17 protein-coding genes and 2 rRNA genes (1 of these 19 only partly in view) are annotated in these 16,767 nt (G+C 60.3%); 8 read left to right on the top strand and 11 right to left on the bottom strand.

The annotated features are described in order from the left end of the window. Positions 1 to 13 precede the first annotated feature (13 nt). The 6 genes from ACWPWQ_RS16210 to ACWPWQ_RS16185 form a co-directional block, all read right to left on the bottom strand. The gene (locus ACWPWQ_RS16210) at positions 14 to 1,453 is read right to left on the bottom strand and encodes an RNA polymerase factor sigma-54 (RefSeq protein ID WP_454010256.1); all 1,440 of its coding nucleotides are present in this window, start codon (positions 1,451 to 1,453) and stop codon (positions 14 to 16) included. A 65-nt stretch (positions 1,454 to 1,518) separates the two neighbouring features. Then, positions 1,519 to 2,244, bottom strand: a complete 726-nt coding sequence (gene lptB / locus ACWPWQ_RS16205; protein WP_010675872.1) for an LPS export ABC transporter ATP-binding protein — start codon at positions 2,242 to 2,244, stop codon at positions 1,519 to 1,521. 12 nt (positions 2,245 to 2,256) lie between these two features. After that, a complete protein-coding gene (gene lptA / locus ACWPWQ_RS16200; RefSeq protein WP_025328531.1) occupies positions 2,257 to 2,775 on the bottom strand; it encodes a lipopolysaccharide transport periplasmic protein LptA in 519 nt (172 codons plus the stop codon). Then, positions 2,762 to 3,322: an LPS export ABC transporter periplasmic protein LptC gene (gene lptC / locus ACWPWQ_RS16195; protein WP_139438913.1), complete on the bottom strand. Its 561-nt coding sequence runs from the start codon at positions 3,320 to 3,322 to the stop codon at positions 2,762 to 2,764. The genes lptA and lptC overlap by 14 nt, the downstream gene beginning before the upstream one ends. Then, positions 3,319 to 3,873 (bottom strand): 3-deoxy-manno-octulosonate-8-phosphatase KdsC, encoded by a 555-nt coding sequence (gene kdsC, locus ACWPWQ_RS16190; protein ID WP_005331333.1) that lies wholly within the window; start codon positions 3,871 to 3,873, stop codon positions 3,319 to 3,321. Before kdsC ends, lptC begins: the two co-directional genes overlap by 4 nt. After that, a complete protein-coding gene (locus ACWPWQ_RS16185) occupies positions 3,873 to 4,868 on the bottom strand; it encodes a KpsF/GutQ family sugar-phosphate isomerase (protein WP_025328534.1) in 996 nt (331 codons plus the stop codon). Before ACWPWQ_RS16185 ends, kdsC begins: the two co-directional genes overlap by 1 nt. A 206-nt stretch (positions 4,869 to 5,074) precedes the next feature. Here ACWPWQ_RS16185 and mlaF point away from each other — a divergent pair, with 206 nt between their 5' ends. The 7 genes from mlaF to murA are packed head-to-tail and all read left to right on the top strand — an operon-like array spanning position 5,075 to position 9,599. Then, a complete protein-coding gene (mlaF, locus tag ACWPWQ_RS16180; protein ID WP_342059719.1) occupies positions 5,075 to 5,875 on the top strand; it encodes a phospholipid ABC transporter ATP-binding protein MlaF in 801 nt (266 codons plus the stop codon). Then, a complete protein-coding gene (gene mlaE / locus ACWPWQ_RS16175; RefSeq protein ID WP_202047363.1) occupies positions 5,875 to 6,654 on the top strand; it encodes a lipid asymmetry maintenance ABC transporter permease subunit MlaE in 780 nt (259 codons plus the stop codon). The genes mlaF and mlaE overlap by 1 nt, the downstream gene beginning before the upstream one ends. Before the next feature lie 7 nt (positions 6,655 to 6,661). Next, positions 6,662 to 7,162: an outer membrane lipid asymmetry maintenance protein MlaD gene (gene mlaD, locus ACWPWQ_RS16170; RefSeq protein WP_106885624.1), complete on the top strand. Its 501-nt coding sequence runs from the start codon at positions 6,662 to 6,664 to the stop codon at positions 7,160 to 7,162. 2 nt (positions 7,163 to 7,164) lie between these two features. Next, positions 7,165 to 7,800, top strand: a complete 636-nt coding sequence (mlaC, locus tag ACWPWQ_RS16165) for a phospholipid-binding protein MlaC (RefSeq protein WP_404837282.1) — start codon at positions 7,165 to 7,167, stop codon at positions 7,798 to 7,800. Then, positions 7,797 to 8,069 carry an STAS domain-containing protein gene (locus ACWPWQ_RS16160; protein ID WP_454010255.1) on the top strand — a complete coding sequence of 91 codons (273 nt, stop codon included), beginning with the start codon at positions 7,797 to 7,799 and terminating at the stop codon, positions 8,067 to 8,069. Before mlaC ends, ACWPWQ_RS16160 begins: the two co-directional genes overlap by 4 nt. Continuing rightward, a complete protein-coding gene (gene ibaG / locus ACWPWQ_RS16155) occupies positions 8,069 to 8,326 on the top strand; it encodes a BolA family iron metabolism protein IbaG (protein WP_005306001.1) in 258 nt (85 codons plus the stop codon). Before ACWPWQ_RS16160 ends, ibaG begins: the two co-directional genes overlap by 1 nt. A 16-nt stretch (positions 8,327 to 8,342) precedes the next feature. Continuing rightward, positions 8,343 to 9,599 carry a UDP-N-acetylglucosamine 1-carboxyvinyltransferase gene (murA, locus tag ACWPWQ_RS16150; RefSeq protein WP_106885623.1) on the top strand — a complete coding sequence of 419 codons (1,257 nt, stop codon included), beginning with the start codon at positions 8,343 to 8,345 and terminating at the stop codon, positions 9,597 to 9,599. Positions 9,600 to 9,679: 80 nt separating this feature from the next. On the opposite strand, the gene pmbA is transcribed toward murA, so the two are convergent. Next, a complete protein-coding gene (gene pmbA / locus ACWPWQ_RS16145) occupies positions 9,680 to 11,023 on the bottom strand; it encodes a metalloprotease PmbA (protein WP_454010254.1) in 1,344 nt (447 codons plus the stop codon). 111 nt (positions 11,024 to 11,134) lie between these two features. Between pmbA and yjgA the strand changes: the two genes are divergently transcribed. Beyond that, positions 11,135 to 11,659: a ribosome biogenesis factor YjgA gene (yjgA, locus tag ACWPWQ_RS16140; RefSeq protein WP_025328542.1), complete on the top strand. Its 525-nt coding sequence runs from the start codon at positions 11,135 to 11,137 to the stop codon at positions 11,657 to 11,659. Positions 11,660 to 11,737: 78 nt separating this feature from the next. On the opposite strand, the gene ACWPWQ_RS16135 is transcribed toward yjgA, so the two are convergent. The 4 genes from ACWPWQ_RS16135 to ACWPWQ_RS16120 all read right to left on the bottom strand — a co-directional run. After that, on the bottom strand, positions 11,738 to 14,821 hold the full coding sequence (locus ACWPWQ_RS16135) for a transglycosylase domain-containing protein (protein ID WP_454010253.1): 3,084 nt from the start codon (positions 14,819 to 14,821) through the stop codon (positions 11,738 to 11,740). Positions 14,822 to 15,035: 214 nt separating this feature from the next. Continuing rightward, positions 15,036 to 15,353: a PTS system regulator TmaR gene (gene tmaR, locus ACWPWQ_RS16130; protein ID WP_025328544.1), complete on the bottom strand. Its 318-nt coding sequence runs from the start codon at positions 15,351 to 15,353 to the stop codon at positions 15,036 to 15,038. Between the two features lie 384 nt (positions 15,354 to 15,737). After that, positions 15,738 to 15,852 (bottom strand): 5S ribosomal RNA (gene rrf, locus ACWPWQ_RS16125). Positions 15,853 to 15,978: 126 nt separating this feature from the next. Then, a 23S ribosomal RNA gene (locus tag ACWPWQ_RS16120) occupies positions 15,979 to 16,767 on the bottom strand (it continues 2,101 nt past the right edge of the window).

Raw genomic sequence — 16,767 nt, 5'->3', positions numbered from 1 at the left:
TCCTTTTGTTTGCCTAAACCAGGCGTTTGCGCTGATTGGATGGCGGGATCAACAAGGATTCACGGTACTTTGCGATCGTGCGTCTCGCCACCATAATACCCTGTTCGGCCAGCAAATCCGCGATCTTGCTATCACTAAGCGGTTTGGCCGGGTTTTCGGCCGTCACCAGCTTCTTGATCAGGGCGCGAATTGCGGTCGATGAGCACTCTCCTCCTCCCTCCGTATTGACATGACTGGAGAAAAAAAACTTCAGTTCAAAGATGCCACGGGGCGTATGCATGTACTTCTGGGTCGTCACCCGTGAAATCGTCGACTCGTGCATCTCCACCGCCTCGGCGATGTCGTTGAGTACCATGGGCTTCATGGCCTCTTCACCGTATTCGAAGAAGCCCTGCTGCTGCTCGACGATGCAGCTGGCCACCTTGAGCAGGGTGTCGTTGCGACTCTCCAGACTCTTGATGAACCACTTGGCCTCCTGCAAATGGGAGCGAATGAACTGGGTATCCGTGCTGCTGCGGGCATTGCGTGCCATGGCCGCATAGGCCTCGTTGACACGGATGCGCGGCGCCGAATCCGGGTTGAGCTCAACCACCCACTTCGCCCCCTTCTTGACCACGGAGACATCCGGGATCACGTATTGCGACTCGCTCTGGATGATGCCATTGCCGGGTCTGGGCTCCAGTTGCTGGATGAGATCCAGCACCTCCTTGAGATCGCTCTCCTTGAGCCGGGTCTTGCGCGCCAGGGTGCGGTAGTCACGGTTGCCGAGCAGGTCCATGTGCTCGCGGATCACCTCCCTTGCCTCATTGAGCCAGGGCAGATCCGGCGAGTACTGACCAAGCTGGATCAGCAGACACTCCTGCACCGAGCGAGCGGCTATGCCGACCGGATCGAAATGCTGCACCCGCTTGAGCACGGCTTCCACTTCATCCAGTTCAACTTCTACCTCTTCACTGCTGACTGCAGCCTGAATATCTTCGAGAGAGGCGGTCAAGTAGCCGGACTCGTCGATGGCATCGATGATGGCGAGGGCGATCGCGGCATCCAGATCGCTGAACGGCGTCAGTCGCATCTGCCACAGCAGATAGTCCTGCAGGTTTTCGGTGGTTTCCCCCTGATAGACGCTGTCTTCCCCGTCATGAATGGGGCCGGCGCTCTGGGCGGTCCCGGCGGAGTAGACCTCATCCCAGGTGGTGTCCACCGGCAGTTCATCCGGCATGCTGTCCTGCGCCATGGCGTCGCTGGAGTCGAGTTGACTGGCGTCCTGGGGCTCTATCGGGCTGGTTTCCTGCGCCTCATTCTCCTCCTGCTCCAGCAAGGGGTTATTATCGAGCGCTTGCTGAATTTCCTGCTGGAGTTCCAGAGTGGAGAGCTGGAGCAGACGAATCGCTTGTTGTAATTGTGGCGTCATGGTCAGGGACTGACCGAGACGCAACTGTAATGTCGGCTTCATCTACGTCGGGATATCCTTATGTTCAGCGAGGCAGTCACCTAACAAAAATGAGGGGTGCCCCCTTACTATAGACTGAATTGATCGCCCAAATAGACGCGCTTGACCTGCTCATCGGCGAGGATATCGGCCGGCGCCCCCTCGGCAATCATCTTGCCGTGGCTGACGATGTAGGCCTTCTCGCACACATCCAGCGTCTCTCTGACGTTGTGGTCCGTGATCAGCACGCCCAGCCCTCTTTCCTTCAGATGCTGGATGATCTTCTTGATGTCTATGACCGAAATGGGATCAACACCTGCAAAGGGTTCATCCAACAGGATGAATCGCGGCTCTGCCGCCAGCGCCCGGGCAATCTCGACCCGGCGTCGCTCCCCGCCAGACAGGCTCTGACCCAGGCTGTCGCGAATATGGGTGATGTTGAACTCTTCCAGCAACTGCTCGACCTTATCCTCACGCTCCTCGCGGCTCAACCCCTTGCGGGTCTGCATGACCCCCATCAGGTTGTCGAACACCGACAGGCGCCGGAAGATGGAGGCCTCCTGAGGCAGGTAGCCGATGCCATTGCGGGCGCGGATATGCATGGGCTGCAGGCTGATGTCCTGCTCGTCGATGGTGATGAGACCCGCATCCCGCTGCACCAGGCCCACGATCATGTAGAAGGAGGTGGTCTTGCCGGCACCATTCGGGCCGAGCAGCCCCACTATCTGGCCGGTGCCCACTTCCAGGCTCACGTCGCTGACCACCATGCGGCGCTTGTAGCTCTTCTGCAAACCCGTTGCTTTTAACACTGCCATGGCTTCTGTTTCCTACTTCTTCTGATCGGCGGGTTTGTCGAAGTTTTCTACCTGATCCGGCAGGAACACCGTCTTGACGCGCTGGGTGGGTCCCTTGCTCTCGGCGATCATCTTCTGCTTGACGATGTCGTAGCGGATGAGGTCGCCGGTGACCTGGCTGTCTTCCTGCTTGAGCTGACCGTTGCCCGTGATGGTGACCAGACGGTTCTTCAGCTCGTAGCGAATGCTGTTGCCGTGGGCATTGACCGGCTTGCCGTTGTCCAGGATCTGGAAGAAGGTGGCAGGATTGCCATAGGCGGTCATCACCTCTGCGCCCTTGTCGCCGGAGCGGATCACCACCACCTTGTCGGCCTTAATCTTGATGGTGCCCTGGGTGATGATCACGTCTTCGCTGAAGGTGATGCGGTTGTCCTGCATCTCGGCCACTTGCTTGACCGCATCCACATAGACCTTCTCGGCAAAGTCGGACTCTTTGGCGCTCACTGTACTGCACAGCAGCAGGGCCGCGAGGGCCAGATTAACGTTTTTCATTGAAATAAGTGGCATGGCCTTTATCCAGTAATTCGAAATATTTACGATCCAGATGGCCCTTCAGGCCAACGCCCTCGGTCTGGAATTCCTGACCCACTATGCTGATGTGCTGGTTGCTTCTCACGTCCTGGGTCACCAGATCCAGCTCCAGATAGGGGGTATCCAGCGTGGAGATGAAAGACGCCGGCAGCAGGCCGTCCAGATGGACCTTGTCACGCAGGATCACGTTGTCATCTGTGTTGAGCACCCCGGTTTCGGCCGTGACCTTCCACTCGGCCTCCCCCTGCTCATCGAACATGTAGACCACCGGCTTGTCGAAGGTGGCCTGCTCGAGGATCTGGTAATACTCCGCATATTCGGACTCCAACCGCTCGGTCCGCTTGCCCTGCTCGTTGAAGCGGGTCGTGACCAGGTTCTTGGCGGTGAAGTCCGGTTGATAGTTCTCTACCTTGGCAGCCGGTTCGGGCGCCAGCTCGATCTCGCCGAGCTGCCAGGCGGCCAGCGCCGCCAGAAACAGCAGGCCGAACAGAAACGTCTGCTTGTTCATACCGAAGCCTCTGGTTGGTAGTCGCCCAGGCCCTGCGCCTGCAGGATGAGATCGCACACCTCGCGCACCGCGCCCACTCCGCCCCCGAGGCGGGTCACCAGATCGGCACGAGCCAGCACCAGCGGATGGGCATCCGCCACCGCTATGCCGAGGCCGCAGGCCTGCATCACCGGCAGATCTATGGTGTCGTCCCCCATGTAGGCCGCTTGCGACGCTTCCAGACCGAGCTTGGTCAGCAGCGCCTCGAAGTGGGGCAGCTTCTGATCCGCCCCCTGCACCAGGTGCCGCACCCCCAGACCCCTCATCCGATCGCTGACGATACGGGAGTTGCGCCCTGTGATGATGGCAATCTCGATGCCGGCGTTGAGCAGGGCACGCATGCCAGCACCGTCGCGGGTGCAGAAGGTTTTCAGCTCTTCCCCCTGGTTGCCCATATAGATGAAGCCATTGGAGAGCACCCCATCCACGTCACACACCAGCAGGCGGATCTGCGCCGCCTTCTCGTACTGGCTGCGCGTTACCGGACCATAGAGGGTCGGTACGTCTTGCATCAAATCACCCCGGCTCTCAGCAGGTCGTGCATGTTGAAGGCGCCAAGTGGTCGCCGTTCCTCATCCACCACCAGCAATCCGTTAATCTTTCTGGTTTCCATCAGTTTGACGGCCTCGGCCGCCATCATCTCAGGCCCTACGGTAACACAGTTGGCCGTCATTACGCGGCTGATCGGGGTGTGGTGAATGTCCACCTGCAGATCCAGGATCCGGCGCAAGTCACCGTCGGTGAACAGACCGGCCAGCAGCCCCTGTTCATCCACCACAGCCGTCATGCCAAGGCCCTTGCGGCTCACTTCCAGCAGCGCCTGGCTGATGGTGGCATCTATCCCCACCCGGGGCAACAGCTCGCCGCTGTGCATCAGATCGCCGACCCGCAGCAGCAGCCGCTTGCCCAGCGACCCGCCCGGGTGCGAGAGCGCGAAGTCATCGGCGGTGAAACCGCGAGCTTCCAGCAGGGCCACGGCCAGGGCGTCCCCCATCACCAGGGTCGCCGTGGTGCTTGAGGTCGGGGCCAGACCCAGCGGGCAGGCCTCTTTCTCCACCTTGATGCACAGGTGCACGTTGGCCTCTTTCGCCATGGTGGAGGCCGGGTTGCCTGTCATGCAGATGAGCGGAATGCCGCGGCGCTTGAGCACCGGCAGCAGGGCCAGGATCTCGTCACTCTCGCCTGAGTTGGAGATGGCGATGATGAGGTCCCCGGCGGAGATCATCCCCAGATCCCCGTGGCTGGCTTCGCCAGGGTGGAGGAAGAAGGCGGGCGTCCCGGTGCTGGCCAGGGTCGCGGCAATCTTGTTGCCGACATGGCCCGACTTGCCCATGCCGGTGACCACTATCTTACCGGCGCAGCGCAGCACCATCTCGCAGGCGCGCTCGAAGGTCTCGTCGAGGTACTGGTAGAGTCCATCGATGGCTTGTTTTTCTATGTCCAGCACCGCACGGGCACTGCGACGGAAATCGAACAATTCAGACACTTTTTCAGGCTTTACAGACATAAAGGCACAGCTCCGGGCCGAAATTTGCTGCGGGATTATAAAAAAGTCTGCCGAGATAAGCGAATCGGATGCGGGACGCTCTGCCGCTGATGCAAGTTGTTACATAAAACTGTCGCGTATTTGGGGGGCAAAGCCGCTCAATAGTTGTTCCTTGCTGTTGCTTAGACCTAGACTAGCCCATAAAATTCGCTCTTCATTTATACCGGATGGACAATTGTTTGAACGATGACCTGATCACCATCTCCGACCTGACCTTCAGTCACGGAGATAGGTTGCTGTACGACAGGATCAACCTGACCATTCCCCGTGGCAAGGTCACCGCCGTCATGGGCCCCAGCGGCATCGGCAAGACCACCTTGCTGCGCCTGATCGGTGGCCAGCTCAAGCCTGAGTCCGGTCATATTCTGTTTGACGGGGAAGACATCCCCACCCTCTCCCGCGGCCGCCTGTATGAGGTGCGCAAGCGGATGAGCATGCTGTTTCAGAGCGGCGCCCTGTTCACCGGCATGACGGTGTTCGACAACGTGGCCTTCCCGCTGCGGGAGCACTCGGGTCTGCCGGAAGCGCTGATCCACACCATCGTCATGATGAAGCTGCAGGCGGTGGGTCTGCGTGGTGCCGCCCGCCTGATGCCCTCCGAGCTCTCCGGCGGCATGGCCCGTCGTGCGGCCCTGGCCAGATCCATCGCGCTGGATCCGGATCTCATCATGTATGACGAGCCCTTCGTCGGCCAGGATCCCATCACCATGGCGGTGCTGGTCAAGCTCATCAAGGAACTCAACGATGCCCTCGGCATCACCTCCGTCATCGTCACCCACGATGTGAAGGAGGTGCTGAGCATCGCCGACTACGCCTACATCATCGCCAACCGCAGGGTGGTGGCGCAGGGCACGCCGGAGCAACTGCGCGAGGAGCACAATCCAGAGGTCGAGCAGTTCCTCAAGGGATTGCCCGATGGTCCTGTTCCGTTTCATTTTCCGGCAGGCGACCTGCTACAGGATCTGTGATGTTCATAAGTCAGATAAGCAAGCTGGGGCGGAGCGGGGTGCGGTTCATCAGCGCCGTCGGCCGCGCCACCATCATGCTGTTTCACGCGCTGGCGGGCAAACCCGAGCCACGCAAGCACTTCCCCCTGCTGGTACAGCAGCTCTATGTAGTGGGAGTACAATCGGTCGCCATCATACTGGTGTCCGGCCTCTTCATCGGCATGGTGCTCTCCTTGCAGGGTTACAACGTACTGAAGGACTTCGGCGCCGAGCAGAGTCTGGGGCCCCTGGTCTCCCTCTCCCTGCTGCGGGAGCTGGGCCCTGTGGTCACCGCCCTGCTGTTTGCCGGTCGTGCGGGTTCGGCCCTCACCGCCGAAATCGGCCTGATGAAAGCCACCGAGCAGCTCTCCAGCCTGGAGATGATGGCAGTGGACCCGCTGCGCCGGGTAGTGGCGCCCCGCTTCTGGGCCGGGGCCATCAGCATGCCGCTGCTGGCCTTCATGTTCAGCCTGATCGGCATCTTCGGCGGCAAACTGGTCGGGGTCGACTGGCTGGGGGTGGATGAGGGCAGCTTCTGGTCTGCCATGCAGGCCTCCGTCGACTGGCAGGACGACATCATGCAAGGGGCCATCAAGAGTGTGATATTCGCGCTGGTGGTGACCTGGATCGCGCTCTTCAATGGCTATGATGCCAAGCCAACCTCGGCCGGGATCAGTCAGGCGACGACCCGTACCGTGGTCCACTCATCCCTGGCCGTGCTCGGTCTGGATTTTATACTCACCGCAGTCATGTTTGGATAAGGGAAAGATGAAGTTCAGCAAAGTAGAATTCCTGGTCGGTGCCTTCATGCTGGCTGGCATCGCAGCCATTCTGGCGTTGGCACTGCAAGTGGCGGGATTGAGTTTCAAACCGGAAGGAGAAACCTATACCCTGCGCGCCCATTTCGATAATATCGGCGGCCTGAAAGTACGCTCGCCGGTCAAGGTCGGCGGCGTCGTCGTCGGTCGAGTCAGCGACATCACGCTGGATGCCAAGAGCCAGGTGCCCATCGTCTCCCTGCAGATGCAGAAGAGTGCCGGCGAGTTCTCCGAAACCAGCACCCTCTCCATCCTGACCTCGGGTCTGCTGGGCGAGCAGTATGTCGGCCTGGCTCCGGGCTTCACCGATGAAGAGATGGGCACCAGCATGCTCAAGGATGGCGACATGATAGAAGACACCAAATCCGCCATCGTGCTGGAAGACCTGATTGGCAAGTTCCTGTACAGCCAGTCTTCCCCGGCCACCGATACGCCAGCAACCAAGGAGTAACCATGTTCAAGAAGATCGCCCTGCTGCTGGGTCTGATGACCAGCATGCTGTTTTCCGTCTCCGCCCTGGCGGCGGTCAATGCCTCCGATCCCTATGCCCTGGTGGATCAGGCTGCCCAGCAGACCTTCGCCCGCCTGAAGGCGGACCAGTCCCAGGTCAAGAGCAACCCGGATCACCTGAGGGTGATCATCCGCGAAGAGCTGCTGCCCTATGTGGACAACCGCTTCGCCGCCTACAAGGTGCTCGGCAACCAGATCAAGGAGACCACCCCGGCCCAGCGCGATGCCTTCGTCCAGGTGTTCACCGAGTACATGGTGAGCTCCTACGCCGATGCCCTGGCCCATTTCGACAAGCAGACCGTCAAGGTCCAGCCGGGCAAGGCGCCCGGTGACAGCAACATCACCGCCGTCAACGTCAGCGTGAAAGAGGCCGGCAAGCCGGATATCTTCCTCGAGTTCAAGCTGCGCAAGAACAACAAGACCGGTGAATGGAAGGCCTTCGACATGGTTGCCGAGGGGATCAGCCTGCTCTCTGCCAAGCAGAGCGAACTGGGTGGCCTCATTCGCCAGAACGGCATAGATGCGGTGATCGCCCAGTTGCGTGAGCACAATGCCAAGCCGCTGGTGCTCAAGTCATGACACTCCAGGGGGAGCTGCAGGCGCCGCAGGTCAACACCCTGTGGCAACAGCGATCCGAGTGGTGGCAAGATGATGCGCTCGATATGAGCGGGGTCACCACCCTGGATTCCGCCGGCCTGGCCCTGCTGGTCAAGTGGGCCAAAGCCACTCTGGTACGGGGAGCCACGCCGCAACTGGTGGGCGCCTCCACTGATTTCTATATCCTGGCCAACCTTTACGGGGTGGCCAGTCTGTTTCAACCCACCCCGCCCAACACCGAGGACGCATAATGCAAGTCTCTGAAATTGAAGCGATACTCCTTGAGGCTTTGCCATTGTCCGAAGTCCATGTCAAAGGCGACGGCAGTCACTATCAGGTGATTGCGGTCGGCGACATGTTTGACGGCATGAGCCGGGTCAAGAAGCAGCAGGCCATCTATGCCCCGCTGATGGACAAGATCGCCAGCAACGCCATCCACGCCCTCTCCATCAAGGCCTTTACCGATGCCGAATGGAAGCGCGAACGTAAATTTCTACTGCCCTCCTGATTTGGTATCTAAGTAAATGGACAAATTCAAGATCACCGGCCCCTGCACCCTCTCCGGTGAAGTGACCATCTCCGGCGCCAAAAACGCCGCCCTGCCGATCCTGTTCGCCACCCTGCTGTGCGACGAGGAGATCCAGCTCTCGAACGTGCCGCGCCTCAAAGACGTGGGCACCACCCTCAAGCTGCTGGAGATGCTGGGTGCCAGCACCAAGGTCAACGGCAACGTGACCGTGCTGACCGGCGCCGTGAACAACCACGTCGCCCCCTACGAGCTGGTGAAGACCATGCGCGCCTCCATACTGGCGCTGGGCCCGCTGGCAGCCCGTTTTGGCGCGGCTGACGTCTCCCTGCCCGGCGGCTGCGCCATCGGTGCCCGCCCGGTCAACCTGCACGTGCACGGCCTCGAGCTGATGGGCGCCAAGATCGCCATCGAGGATGGCTACATCAAGGCCCGTGTCGACGGTCGCCTCAAGGGTGCCCACATCCTGATGGACATGATCTCCGTCACCGGCACCGAGAACCTGATGATGGCCGCGACCCTGGCCGACGGTCGCACCGTGATCGAGAACGCCGCCCGCGAGCCGGAAGTGGTCGATCTCGCCAACTTCCTCAACGCCCTGGGCGCCAAGATCCAGGGTGCGGGTACCGACACCCTGACCATCGACGGGGTCGAGCGTCTGCACGGCGGCAGCTACAGCGTCCAGCCGGATCGCATCGAGACCGGTACCTTCCTGGTGGGCGCCGCCGTCACCGGTGGCAAGATCACCTGCCGCAAGACGGACCCTTCCTTGCTGGAAGCCGTACTGGTCAAGCTGGAAGAGGCCGGTGCGCTCATCGAGAAGGGGGAAGACTGGATCTCCCTCGACATGACGGGCCGCACCCTCAAGCCGGTCACCATCAAGACGGCCCCCTACCCGGCCTTCCCGACCGACATGCAGGCGCAGTTCACCGTGCTGAACGCCGTGGCCAAGGGCACCGGCATGGTCACCGAGACCATCTTCGAGAACCGCTTCATGCACGTACCCGAGCTGGTACGCATGGGGGCGGACATCGAACTGCAAGGCAATGTGGCCATCTGCCGCGACACCGAGCAACTCAAGGGTGCCCAGGTGATGGCAACCGATCTGCGCGCCTCCGCCAGCCTGGTCCTCGCCGGCTTCGTGGCCGAAGGCACCACCATGGTCGAGCGCATCTATCACATCGACCGTGGCTATGAAGACATAGAGCACAAGCTGCAAGGCCTGGGCGGATGCATAGAGCGCATCAAGGAGTGATCGTCACTCCCTGCCGATGAGCAATAAAAAGGCCCCCTCGCCAGGCGAGGGGGCCTTTTCCATTTCCAGGGTCTGGCGATTCAGTGCCCTGCCAGCTTCATCTGCTCGACCAGCACAGAGCCCGTCTTGAGGCTGGAGCGCTCGTCCTCGTCGTTCCCCACCGCCACCAGGGTGCTGAACATGTCGGCCAGGTTGCCGGCTATGGTGATCTCCTCAACCGGATAGAGGATCTCGCCATTTTCCACCCAGAAACCGGCTGCGCCGCGGGAGTAGTCACCATTGACGATGTTGACCCCCTGCCCCATCAGCTCGGTCACCAGCAGGCCTGTGCCCATCTCCTTGAGCATGCCCTGGAAGTCCTGGCCGGTATTGGAGACCTGCCAGTTATGGATGCCACCGGCGTGGCCCGTGGTGGTCAGCCCCAGCTTGCGCGCCGAGTAGGAGGTGAGCAGCCAGCTCATCAGCTCGCCGTTGCGGACTATGTCCATGTCGCGGGTGCGTACCCCTTCGCCGTCGAAGGGGGTACTGGCGAGCCCCCCCAGCAGGTGGGGGAACTCCTGGATGCTGAGCCACTGGGGCAGGATCTGCTTGCCCAGCTTGTCCAGCAGGAAGCTCGACTTGCGATAGAGGTTGCCGCCGCTGATGGCCATTACCAGATGACCCCACAGGCCGGCGGCGGTGTCGGGATGAAACAGCACGGGGGCGTGGCGAGTGCTGATCTTGCGGGCCCCCAGACGGGAGACGGTGCGCTCCACCGCCTCGTCGGCGATCCGCTGCGGGGTCCAGAGGCCGGAGAGGGCGCGGCTGGAGGAGTAGCCATAGTCCCGCTGCATGTCGCCATCCTGCTCGCCGATCAGCACGCAGCTCAGGGAGTTGCGCGACGCCGCATAGCCTTTGACGAAGCCATGGCTGTTGCCATAGACCTTGACCCCCAGATGGCTTGAAAAGCTGGCGCCATCGGAGTGCTTGATGCGGGCATCGCGCCCCAGGGCCAGCCGCTCGCACTCGATGGCCAGCTCGATGCCACGCTGGGGATCCAGTTCGATGGAGTGACAGAGTTGCAGATCCGGGGCATCCCAAGCCAGCAGTTCGGCATCCGCCAGGCCGGCATACTCATCGGGGGAGGTGTGGCGGGCAATCTCCATGGCCGCTTCGACGGCGGCGCGAATGGCAGACTTGCCTAGATCCGTGGTCGAGGAGGATCCCTTGCAGCCATTGCGATAGACGGCGATGCCGAGCGCTCCATCCTTGTTGAACTCGATGCTTTCCAGCTCACAGCCCCGGGTATTCACCGACAGCCCTGTCTGCTTGCTGATGGAGACTTCCGCAAGCCCGGCGCCCAGCCCCCTGGCTATCTCCAGGGCCTCGGCGACCACCGCCTCGAGATGGGCTTGATCCTGGCGAATTTGATCTTGCTGGTCCATAACTCACATCTGTATGAAGGAAGGAAAGGGGCTAAGCATATCAGACCCCTGCGCCCAGCGGGAGAAGCTGGTAACATATCCCCCAACGCGAATGACAGGAATCAGAGACCGATGAGTCAGTATCAAGACGACAACGAATTGGACGATTGGGGCCCCAGCAAGAGCCAGCTCAAGCGCGACGCCGAGGCACTGCAGAAACTGGGGGCTGAGATAGTCTCCCTGAGCCACAGCGAGCTGGAACGGATCCCGCTGGATGAAGAGCTGGCCGAAGCCGTCGAGCTGGGCCGCAAGCTCAAACCCAAGAAGGACGAGTCCTTCCGCCGCCACCTGCAGTTCATCGGCCGCCTGATGCGCAGCCGGGATATAGAGCAGATCGAGGAAGCCCTCTCCATCATCAAGATGCGTCACTCCACCGTGAATGCGCGCCTGCACCGGCTGGAGCAGTGGCGTGAGCGCCTGATCACCGAGGGTGACAGCGCCCTCAACGAACTGATGTCCCAGTTCCACGAACTGGATCGCCAGAAGCTGCGCCAGTTGATCCGCACCGCCAACAAGGAGCGGGAGCTGAACAAGCCGCCGGTGGCCTATCGCGAGATGTACCAATACCTGCGCGGCGAGATAGAAGATCTGCTGTGAGTCACGAGGCCGGCGCGGGACACCAGCCGCCGACAGAAACAAAAACGGGGCCAAACTGGCCCCGTTTTTTATGCGCCGTCAGCTGCCCGGCAAACACTGGGTGTGCGTGCCCGGTTGCAGATAGGGTACCAGCAAGGGCGCCATCCCCTTGAGGACCTGCACCGGCAGTGCAGAGGTGAAGCGGAACTTGTCTGACTGGCTGCCGGGCACATAGGCCGTCAGGGTACCGAAGTGATCATCCCCTATGTAGAAGACAAAGGTCGCGGTCCGGTTGCGCGCCAGCGAGCTGGTGACATTGCCGTAGCGGCCGACCGTCTCGATCCTGTTGTCCCCCGTCCCCGTCTTGCCCCCCAACGACAGCACAGTGCCATCCTGCAAGGCAAAGGCACCGGCGATGCGCCGCGCCGTACCGCCTTCCACCACCTTGGACAAGGCGTTGCGCAGGGCATTGGCCACCTCGACCGGCATCACCCGAACACCCTGGGTGTTGGCCGGCTCGAACGCGGTGGCGAAGGGCGTGTCCTTGGCGAAGGAGAGATGCTCGATCCGCAGGGTTGGTGCCCGCATGCCGTCATTCTGGATGATCCCCATCAACTCTGCCAAAGCGGCGGGTCTGTCTCCCGAGCTGCCGAGAGCGGTCGCCAGGGAGGGAACCAGGTGATCAAACGGATAGCCCAGGCGTGCCCAGCGCTGATGGATGTCGAGGAAGGCCTCGACCTCCAGCATGGTGCGGATCCGGCTATCCCGGGCGCTGCGATGGCGGGTCTTGAACAGCCAGCTGTAGACCTCCTGACGCTCATCCCGGCTGGCCGCGACCGCATCGGCGAAGGTGGCCTTGTCAAACTCCCTGAGATAGGAGAGCAGCCACAGCTCCAGCGGGTGGACGCGGGCGATATAGCCCTGATCCGGCAGTGAATACTTACCAGGACCATAGCTGGTGTAGAGCTGCTCGACTCGCTTGTCGCTCAGCTTGTCCCGCGGCAGGCGCTTTGCCAGGAAGGCAGCAAAGTCGGCCTGTGACGCTTCCGGCATCAGGTAGCGATGCACGGCCGCGAGGCGCACTGCGCTGGGCTTGAGGCCGTCGAGGAAGGTATCGAGCTGCTCATCCGTGGTCTTGCCGCGATATTTGCGCCAGAAGCGCAGCAGATAGGTCTGGCCCTCCTTGTCGGCAAACTTGGCCAGATACTCGGTACGACGAGGATCCTTGTCATCCTTGAGCAACTGGGCGCGGTTGCCTTCCTTGTAGAGGCTGTAGCGCACTATGTCCCGCATCAGCCGCACGAAGGGCAGGTTGATGGATTCGCGCAAGGCGTCGCGGATAGGCGGAATGCGGCCATTGTCTTCCTTGCGGAAGTTGTTGAAGGTGTGCATGCCACCGCCGGTGAAGAAGCCCTCATAGGGGCTGGCGGAGTATTTGCGATCCAGCGCCGCCTCCAGCATCACGGGCAGGCTCTTGTCCTTGGCACTCATCAGGTAGGCGATGGCCCAACGGCTGATGTTGTCCTGATCGGAGACCTCTATCTTGCGCAGGCTCTCGGCCGGCATGTTCCCGTAGCTGTCATGCAGCTCGGTCACTATCTCCAGATAGGTAGTCAGCACCCGCAGCTTGGCGGTCGAGCCCAGCTCCAGCTTGCTGCCCTCGTTGATGTCGAACGGCTGATCCGTGTTGTCGGTCTGCACCCGCACCTTGACCCCTTCCGGCGTCTTCTCGAACAGGGTGAAGCTGTATTTCACGTCCCCCGTCTTCTCCGGCGAGAGCAGGCGCTCACCAAACAGCCCCACCTGGGCGGCGAATGTGGGGTCCGCCAACTGCTGCAGATAACGGGAGACGTCATTTTGCAGCGGCATGTTGAGGGTCGTATCCGCCGTCAGATCCATGCGGTCCAGATCATAGAGCTGAACCCCGAGCTGGCGACTGAGGCGGGTGCGCGCGACCTGCAACCCCTTGTTGTTATTGACCCGGGTGATCGCCGGCGCCTGCAGGAAGTCGCGGAACGCAAGCTTGGCCTTGAGTGCCGACTCCATCAGGGGCGGTGTGATCATGCCCTCCTGCACGAACAGACGCAGGTAGCTGTCCGTCAGGGTCGACAGCGCCTCCCGCCCCTGGGCCAGATAGTAGGAGGGGCGACGGTGGGCAATCATCAGGGAGACCACCTGGCGCAGCGCCAGCCCCTGCTCGGCCAGGGTGGCGTCCTGATTGCGCGCGGGATCCAGCAGGCGATTCACCTCGTCCACATCGGCACCGAACCAGACCCAGAGACCATCCCCCAGGCCGTGCACCTCGCCATAACCAGGAGCCGCCGAGAGCGGCACCGAGTTGAGATAGGCCCAGGCCACCAGTTTGCGGGCTTCCAGGGTCTCTGGCCCCAATCGATAGGCCCGCACGCTGGCCGAAGCCATCTGGCGGATCTTCTCGGTGGGGGACAGGGTCAGACCATCAGGGGAGTGACGATACTTCTCCACCTGGGTCGCCAGCGTACTGCCCCCGGCGGATTGATCCTGCATGTCCAGCGCCTTGCCCACCTGGGACAGCGCCGCCTTGGCGAAACGGGGCCAGTCTACCGCCGGGTTGGCCAGCGGCTGCTCGTTGCTCAGCAGCTCCCGGTTCTCGATAAACAGCAGCGACTGTATGACCAGAGGGGGAATGGAGCTGAAATCAGGGTAGTAGTGGGTCGGGTACTTGTATTGATAGAAAGGCTCGGCACGGCAGTCGTGCAGCGTCAGCCCCGCCTGCACCTTCTCGGTATAGGGGACGAAGAAACCATGGCTGGCGTAGTTGTAAAGCGCATCGGAAAAACGCACCTGCTCACTCACCTGATAGCCGCGCTGGATGAGGCGCTCCTGGATCATGGGCATCAGCACATAACCGAGCCGCTTGTCGAAGGGGCCATCTTCCGGGAAGGTGATCTGTTTGCTGCGACCGGGTTCCAGCTCATAAGTCAGCTTGGCGGCATAACGGGAGATCTCCTGCGACTGCAATCGGGAGGTCTTCATTTCATAACCGACCAGGGCGATCACGGCAGCCAGGCAGAGCAAAAAGATGAAACAGAACAACCAGCGCCACCAGGGGCGACGCTTGCGCTGATATTGCCCGTCCGCATGCGGTACGGATGAATCCTGAGATGCCACTTTGTTCGAATCCGTCTGTTTTGATGCGCCCATATAAGCCCCACCATGGTTGCGCAATTTATTGTCTTTCAATCAAGCTTAGTCGTTTCAAGTCAAGGGCTTGAAAACTATTGACTGCTTTGCAGCGATGTTAACAGGGCGATTGTAAAAATGGGAGCCGATTGTTGCAGTGCGGCAAGAGATCCGAGCTGCCGAATGGAAATGAAACACCGGCTGGAAGCCGGTGTTCGGGAATGGCGGTGTGAGCTTACTTGCTGGTACTCATGCCCTTGAGCTTGGTGCTCAGCTCCTTGCGCTCCTTGGAAAGCTCGGCATTCTTGATGATGTGATCGTCAACACGCTCTTCGTAATCGGTGCGCATGTTGGCGATGATGGCCTGCACCTCATCGATGCTCATGCCGGGCTTGATATAGTCGCTCAGGTTGTCGAGCAGCAACACCCGCTTCTGGTTGTCACGGATCTTCTTCTCGTTGTCCGCGATTTCACGCTTGAGCTTGTTCTGACGACGGGACATACGCACATATTCCAACACATCGCTGAAAGTAGACTTGTTTACTTGTTCCATATCGGTACCACTGACTGAAGGTGAATGAAAATGGGTGGGGTGCTCTCATACCCGATGGAGAAGCAAAGGCATGGTATGGGCAAACCCGGAATGCCCTTTACTCTACCGAGTTATGATGCAGATACAACCCCAATTGCAGGCCCGATGCCGGGTTTCAGCAGGATAGCGCCGCGTGAGGAATCAAATGGAAAACTGGTGAGAGTGGAGAGCTAGGCGCGGCAGCAGACGAAGCCTCCGGTGCCGGAGCTCATGAGCACTAAGAGCTGACGATACTGGAGAACGCAAGGAATAAGCAGACGTGAGCTCGGCAGGCAGTGGCTGGTTTTGGGGAAACGTCAGGCAATAAAAAACCCCGCTCATCGAGCGGGGTTTTTCGTGTTGGGTGCCTGGCAGTGTCCTACTCTCGCATGGCGAATGCCACACTACCATCGGCGCTACCGCGTTTCACTTCTGAGTTCGGCATGGGATCAGGTGGTTCCACGGCGCTATGGCCGCCAGGCAAAAAACTTCATCTGGAAAGCTGACGTGAGTAATGACTGATTGGCTATTGCCTGGTCGCTATCACTGAATTTTTGAGTAGTTCGTTCATTCGCTACAAGCACCAGAAACACTTCTTGGGTGTTGTATGGTTAAGCCTCACGGGTAATTAGTATGGGTTAGCTCAACACGTCGCCGCGCTTACACACCCCACCTATCAACGTTGTGGTCTCCAACGGCCCTTTAGGACCCTCAAGGGGTCAGGGATGACTCATCTCAGGGCTCGCTTCCCGCTTAGATGCTTTCAGCGGTTATCGATTCCGAACTTAGCTACCGGGCAGTGCCACTGGCGTGACAACCCGAACACCAGAGGTTCGTTCACTCCGGTCCTCTCGTACTAGGAGCAACTCCCTTCAATCATCCAACGCCCACGGCAGATAGGGACCGAACTGTCTCACGACGTTCTGAACCCAGCTCGCGTACCACTTTAAATGGCGAACAGCCATACCCTTGGGACCGACTTCAGCCCCAGGATGTGATGAGCCGACATCGAGGTGCCAAACACCGCCGTCGATATGAACTCTTGGGCGGTATCAGCCTGTTATCCCCGGAGTACCTTTTATCCGTTGAGCGATGGCCCTTCCATTCAGAACCACCGGATCACTATGACCTACTTTCGTACCTGCTCGACCTGTCCGTCTCGCAGTTAAGCTGGCTTATGCCATTGCACTAACCTCCTGATGTCCGACCAGGATTAGCCAACCTTCGTGCTCCTCCGTTACTCTTTGGGAGGAGACCGCCCCAGTCAAACTACCCACCAGGCACTGTCCGCGAGCCCGATTCAGGGCCCTGCGTTAGAACATCAAACATACAAGGGTGGTATTTCAAGGACGGCTCCAGCGCAACTGGCGTCACGCCTTCAAAGCCTCCCACCTAT

This window comes from Aeromonas sp. Marseille-Q7275 (assembly GCF_965119515.1).
The sequence above is the reverse complement of the archived record's forward strand: the minus strand, read 5'-3'. Positions and strand labels throughout refer to the sequence as shown.

Bases quoted from the DNA above. Each gene is read 5' to 3' on its own strand.
- ACWPWQ_RS16210 (WP_454010256.1), bottom strand. From the start codon at position 1,453: ATGAAGCCGACATTACAGTTGCGTCTCGGTCAGTCCCTGACCATGACG.
- lptB (WP_010675872.1), bottom strand. From the start codon at position 2,244: ATGGCAGTGTTAAAAGCAACGGGTTTGCAGAAGAGCTACAAGCGCCGC.
- lptA (WP_025328531.1), bottom strand. From the start codon at position 2,775: ATGAAAAACGTTAATCTGGCCCTCGCGGCCCTGCTGCTGTGCAGTACA.
- lptC (WP_139438913.1), bottom strand. From the start codon at position 3,322: ATGAACAAGCAGACGTTTCTGTTCGGCCTGCTGTTTCTGGCGGCGCTG.
- kdsC (WP_005331333.1), bottom strand. From the start codon at position 3,873: ATGCAAGACGTACCGACCCTCTATGGTCCGGTAACGCGCAGCCAGTAC.
- ACWPWQ_RS16185 (WP_025328534.1), bottom strand. From the start codon at position 4,868: ATGTCTGTAAAGCCTGAAAAAGTGTCTGAATTGTTCGATTTCCGTCGC.
- mlaF (WP_342059719.1), top strand. From the start codon at position 5,075: ATGGACAATTGTTTGAACGATGACCTGATCACCATCTCCGACCTGACC.
- mlaE (WP_202047363.1), top strand. From the start codon at position 5,875: ATGTTCATAAGTCAGATAAGCAAGCTGGGGCGGAGCGGGGTGCGGTTC.
- mlaD (WP_106885624.1), top strand. From the start codon at position 6,662: ATGAAGTTCAGCAAAGTAGAATTCCTGGTCGGTGCCTTCATGCTGGCT.
- mlaC (WP_404837282.1), top strand. From the start codon at position 7,165: ATGTTCAAGAAGATCGCCCTGCTGCTGGGTCTGATGACCAGCATGCTG.
- ACWPWQ_RS16160 (WP_454010255.1), top strand. From the start codon at position 7,797: ATGACACTCCAGGGGGAGCTGCAGGCGCCGCAGGTCAACACCCTGTGG.
- ibaG (WP_005306001.1), top strand. From the start codon at position 8,069: ATGCAAGTCTCTGAAATTGAAGCGATACTCCTTGAGGCTTTGCCATTG.
- murA (WP_106885623.1), top strand. From the start codon at position 8,343: ATGGACAAATTCAAGATCACCGGCCCCTGCACCCTCTCCGGTGAAGTG.
- pmbA (WP_454010254.1), bottom strand. From the start codon at position 11,023: ATGGACCAGCAAGATCAAATTCGCCAGGATCAAGCCCATCTCGAGGCG.
- yjgA (WP_025328542.1), top strand. From the start codon at position 11,135: ATGAGTCAGTATCAAGACGACAACGAATTGGACGATTGGGGCCCCAGC.
- ACWPWQ_RS16135 (WP_454010253.1), bottom strand. From the start codon at position 14,821: ATGGGCGCATCAAAACAGACGGATTCGAACAAAGTGGCATCTCAGGAT.
- tmaR (WP_025328544.1), bottom strand. From the start codon at position 15,353: ATGGAACAAGTAAACAAGTCTACTTTCAGCGATGTGTTGGAATATGTG.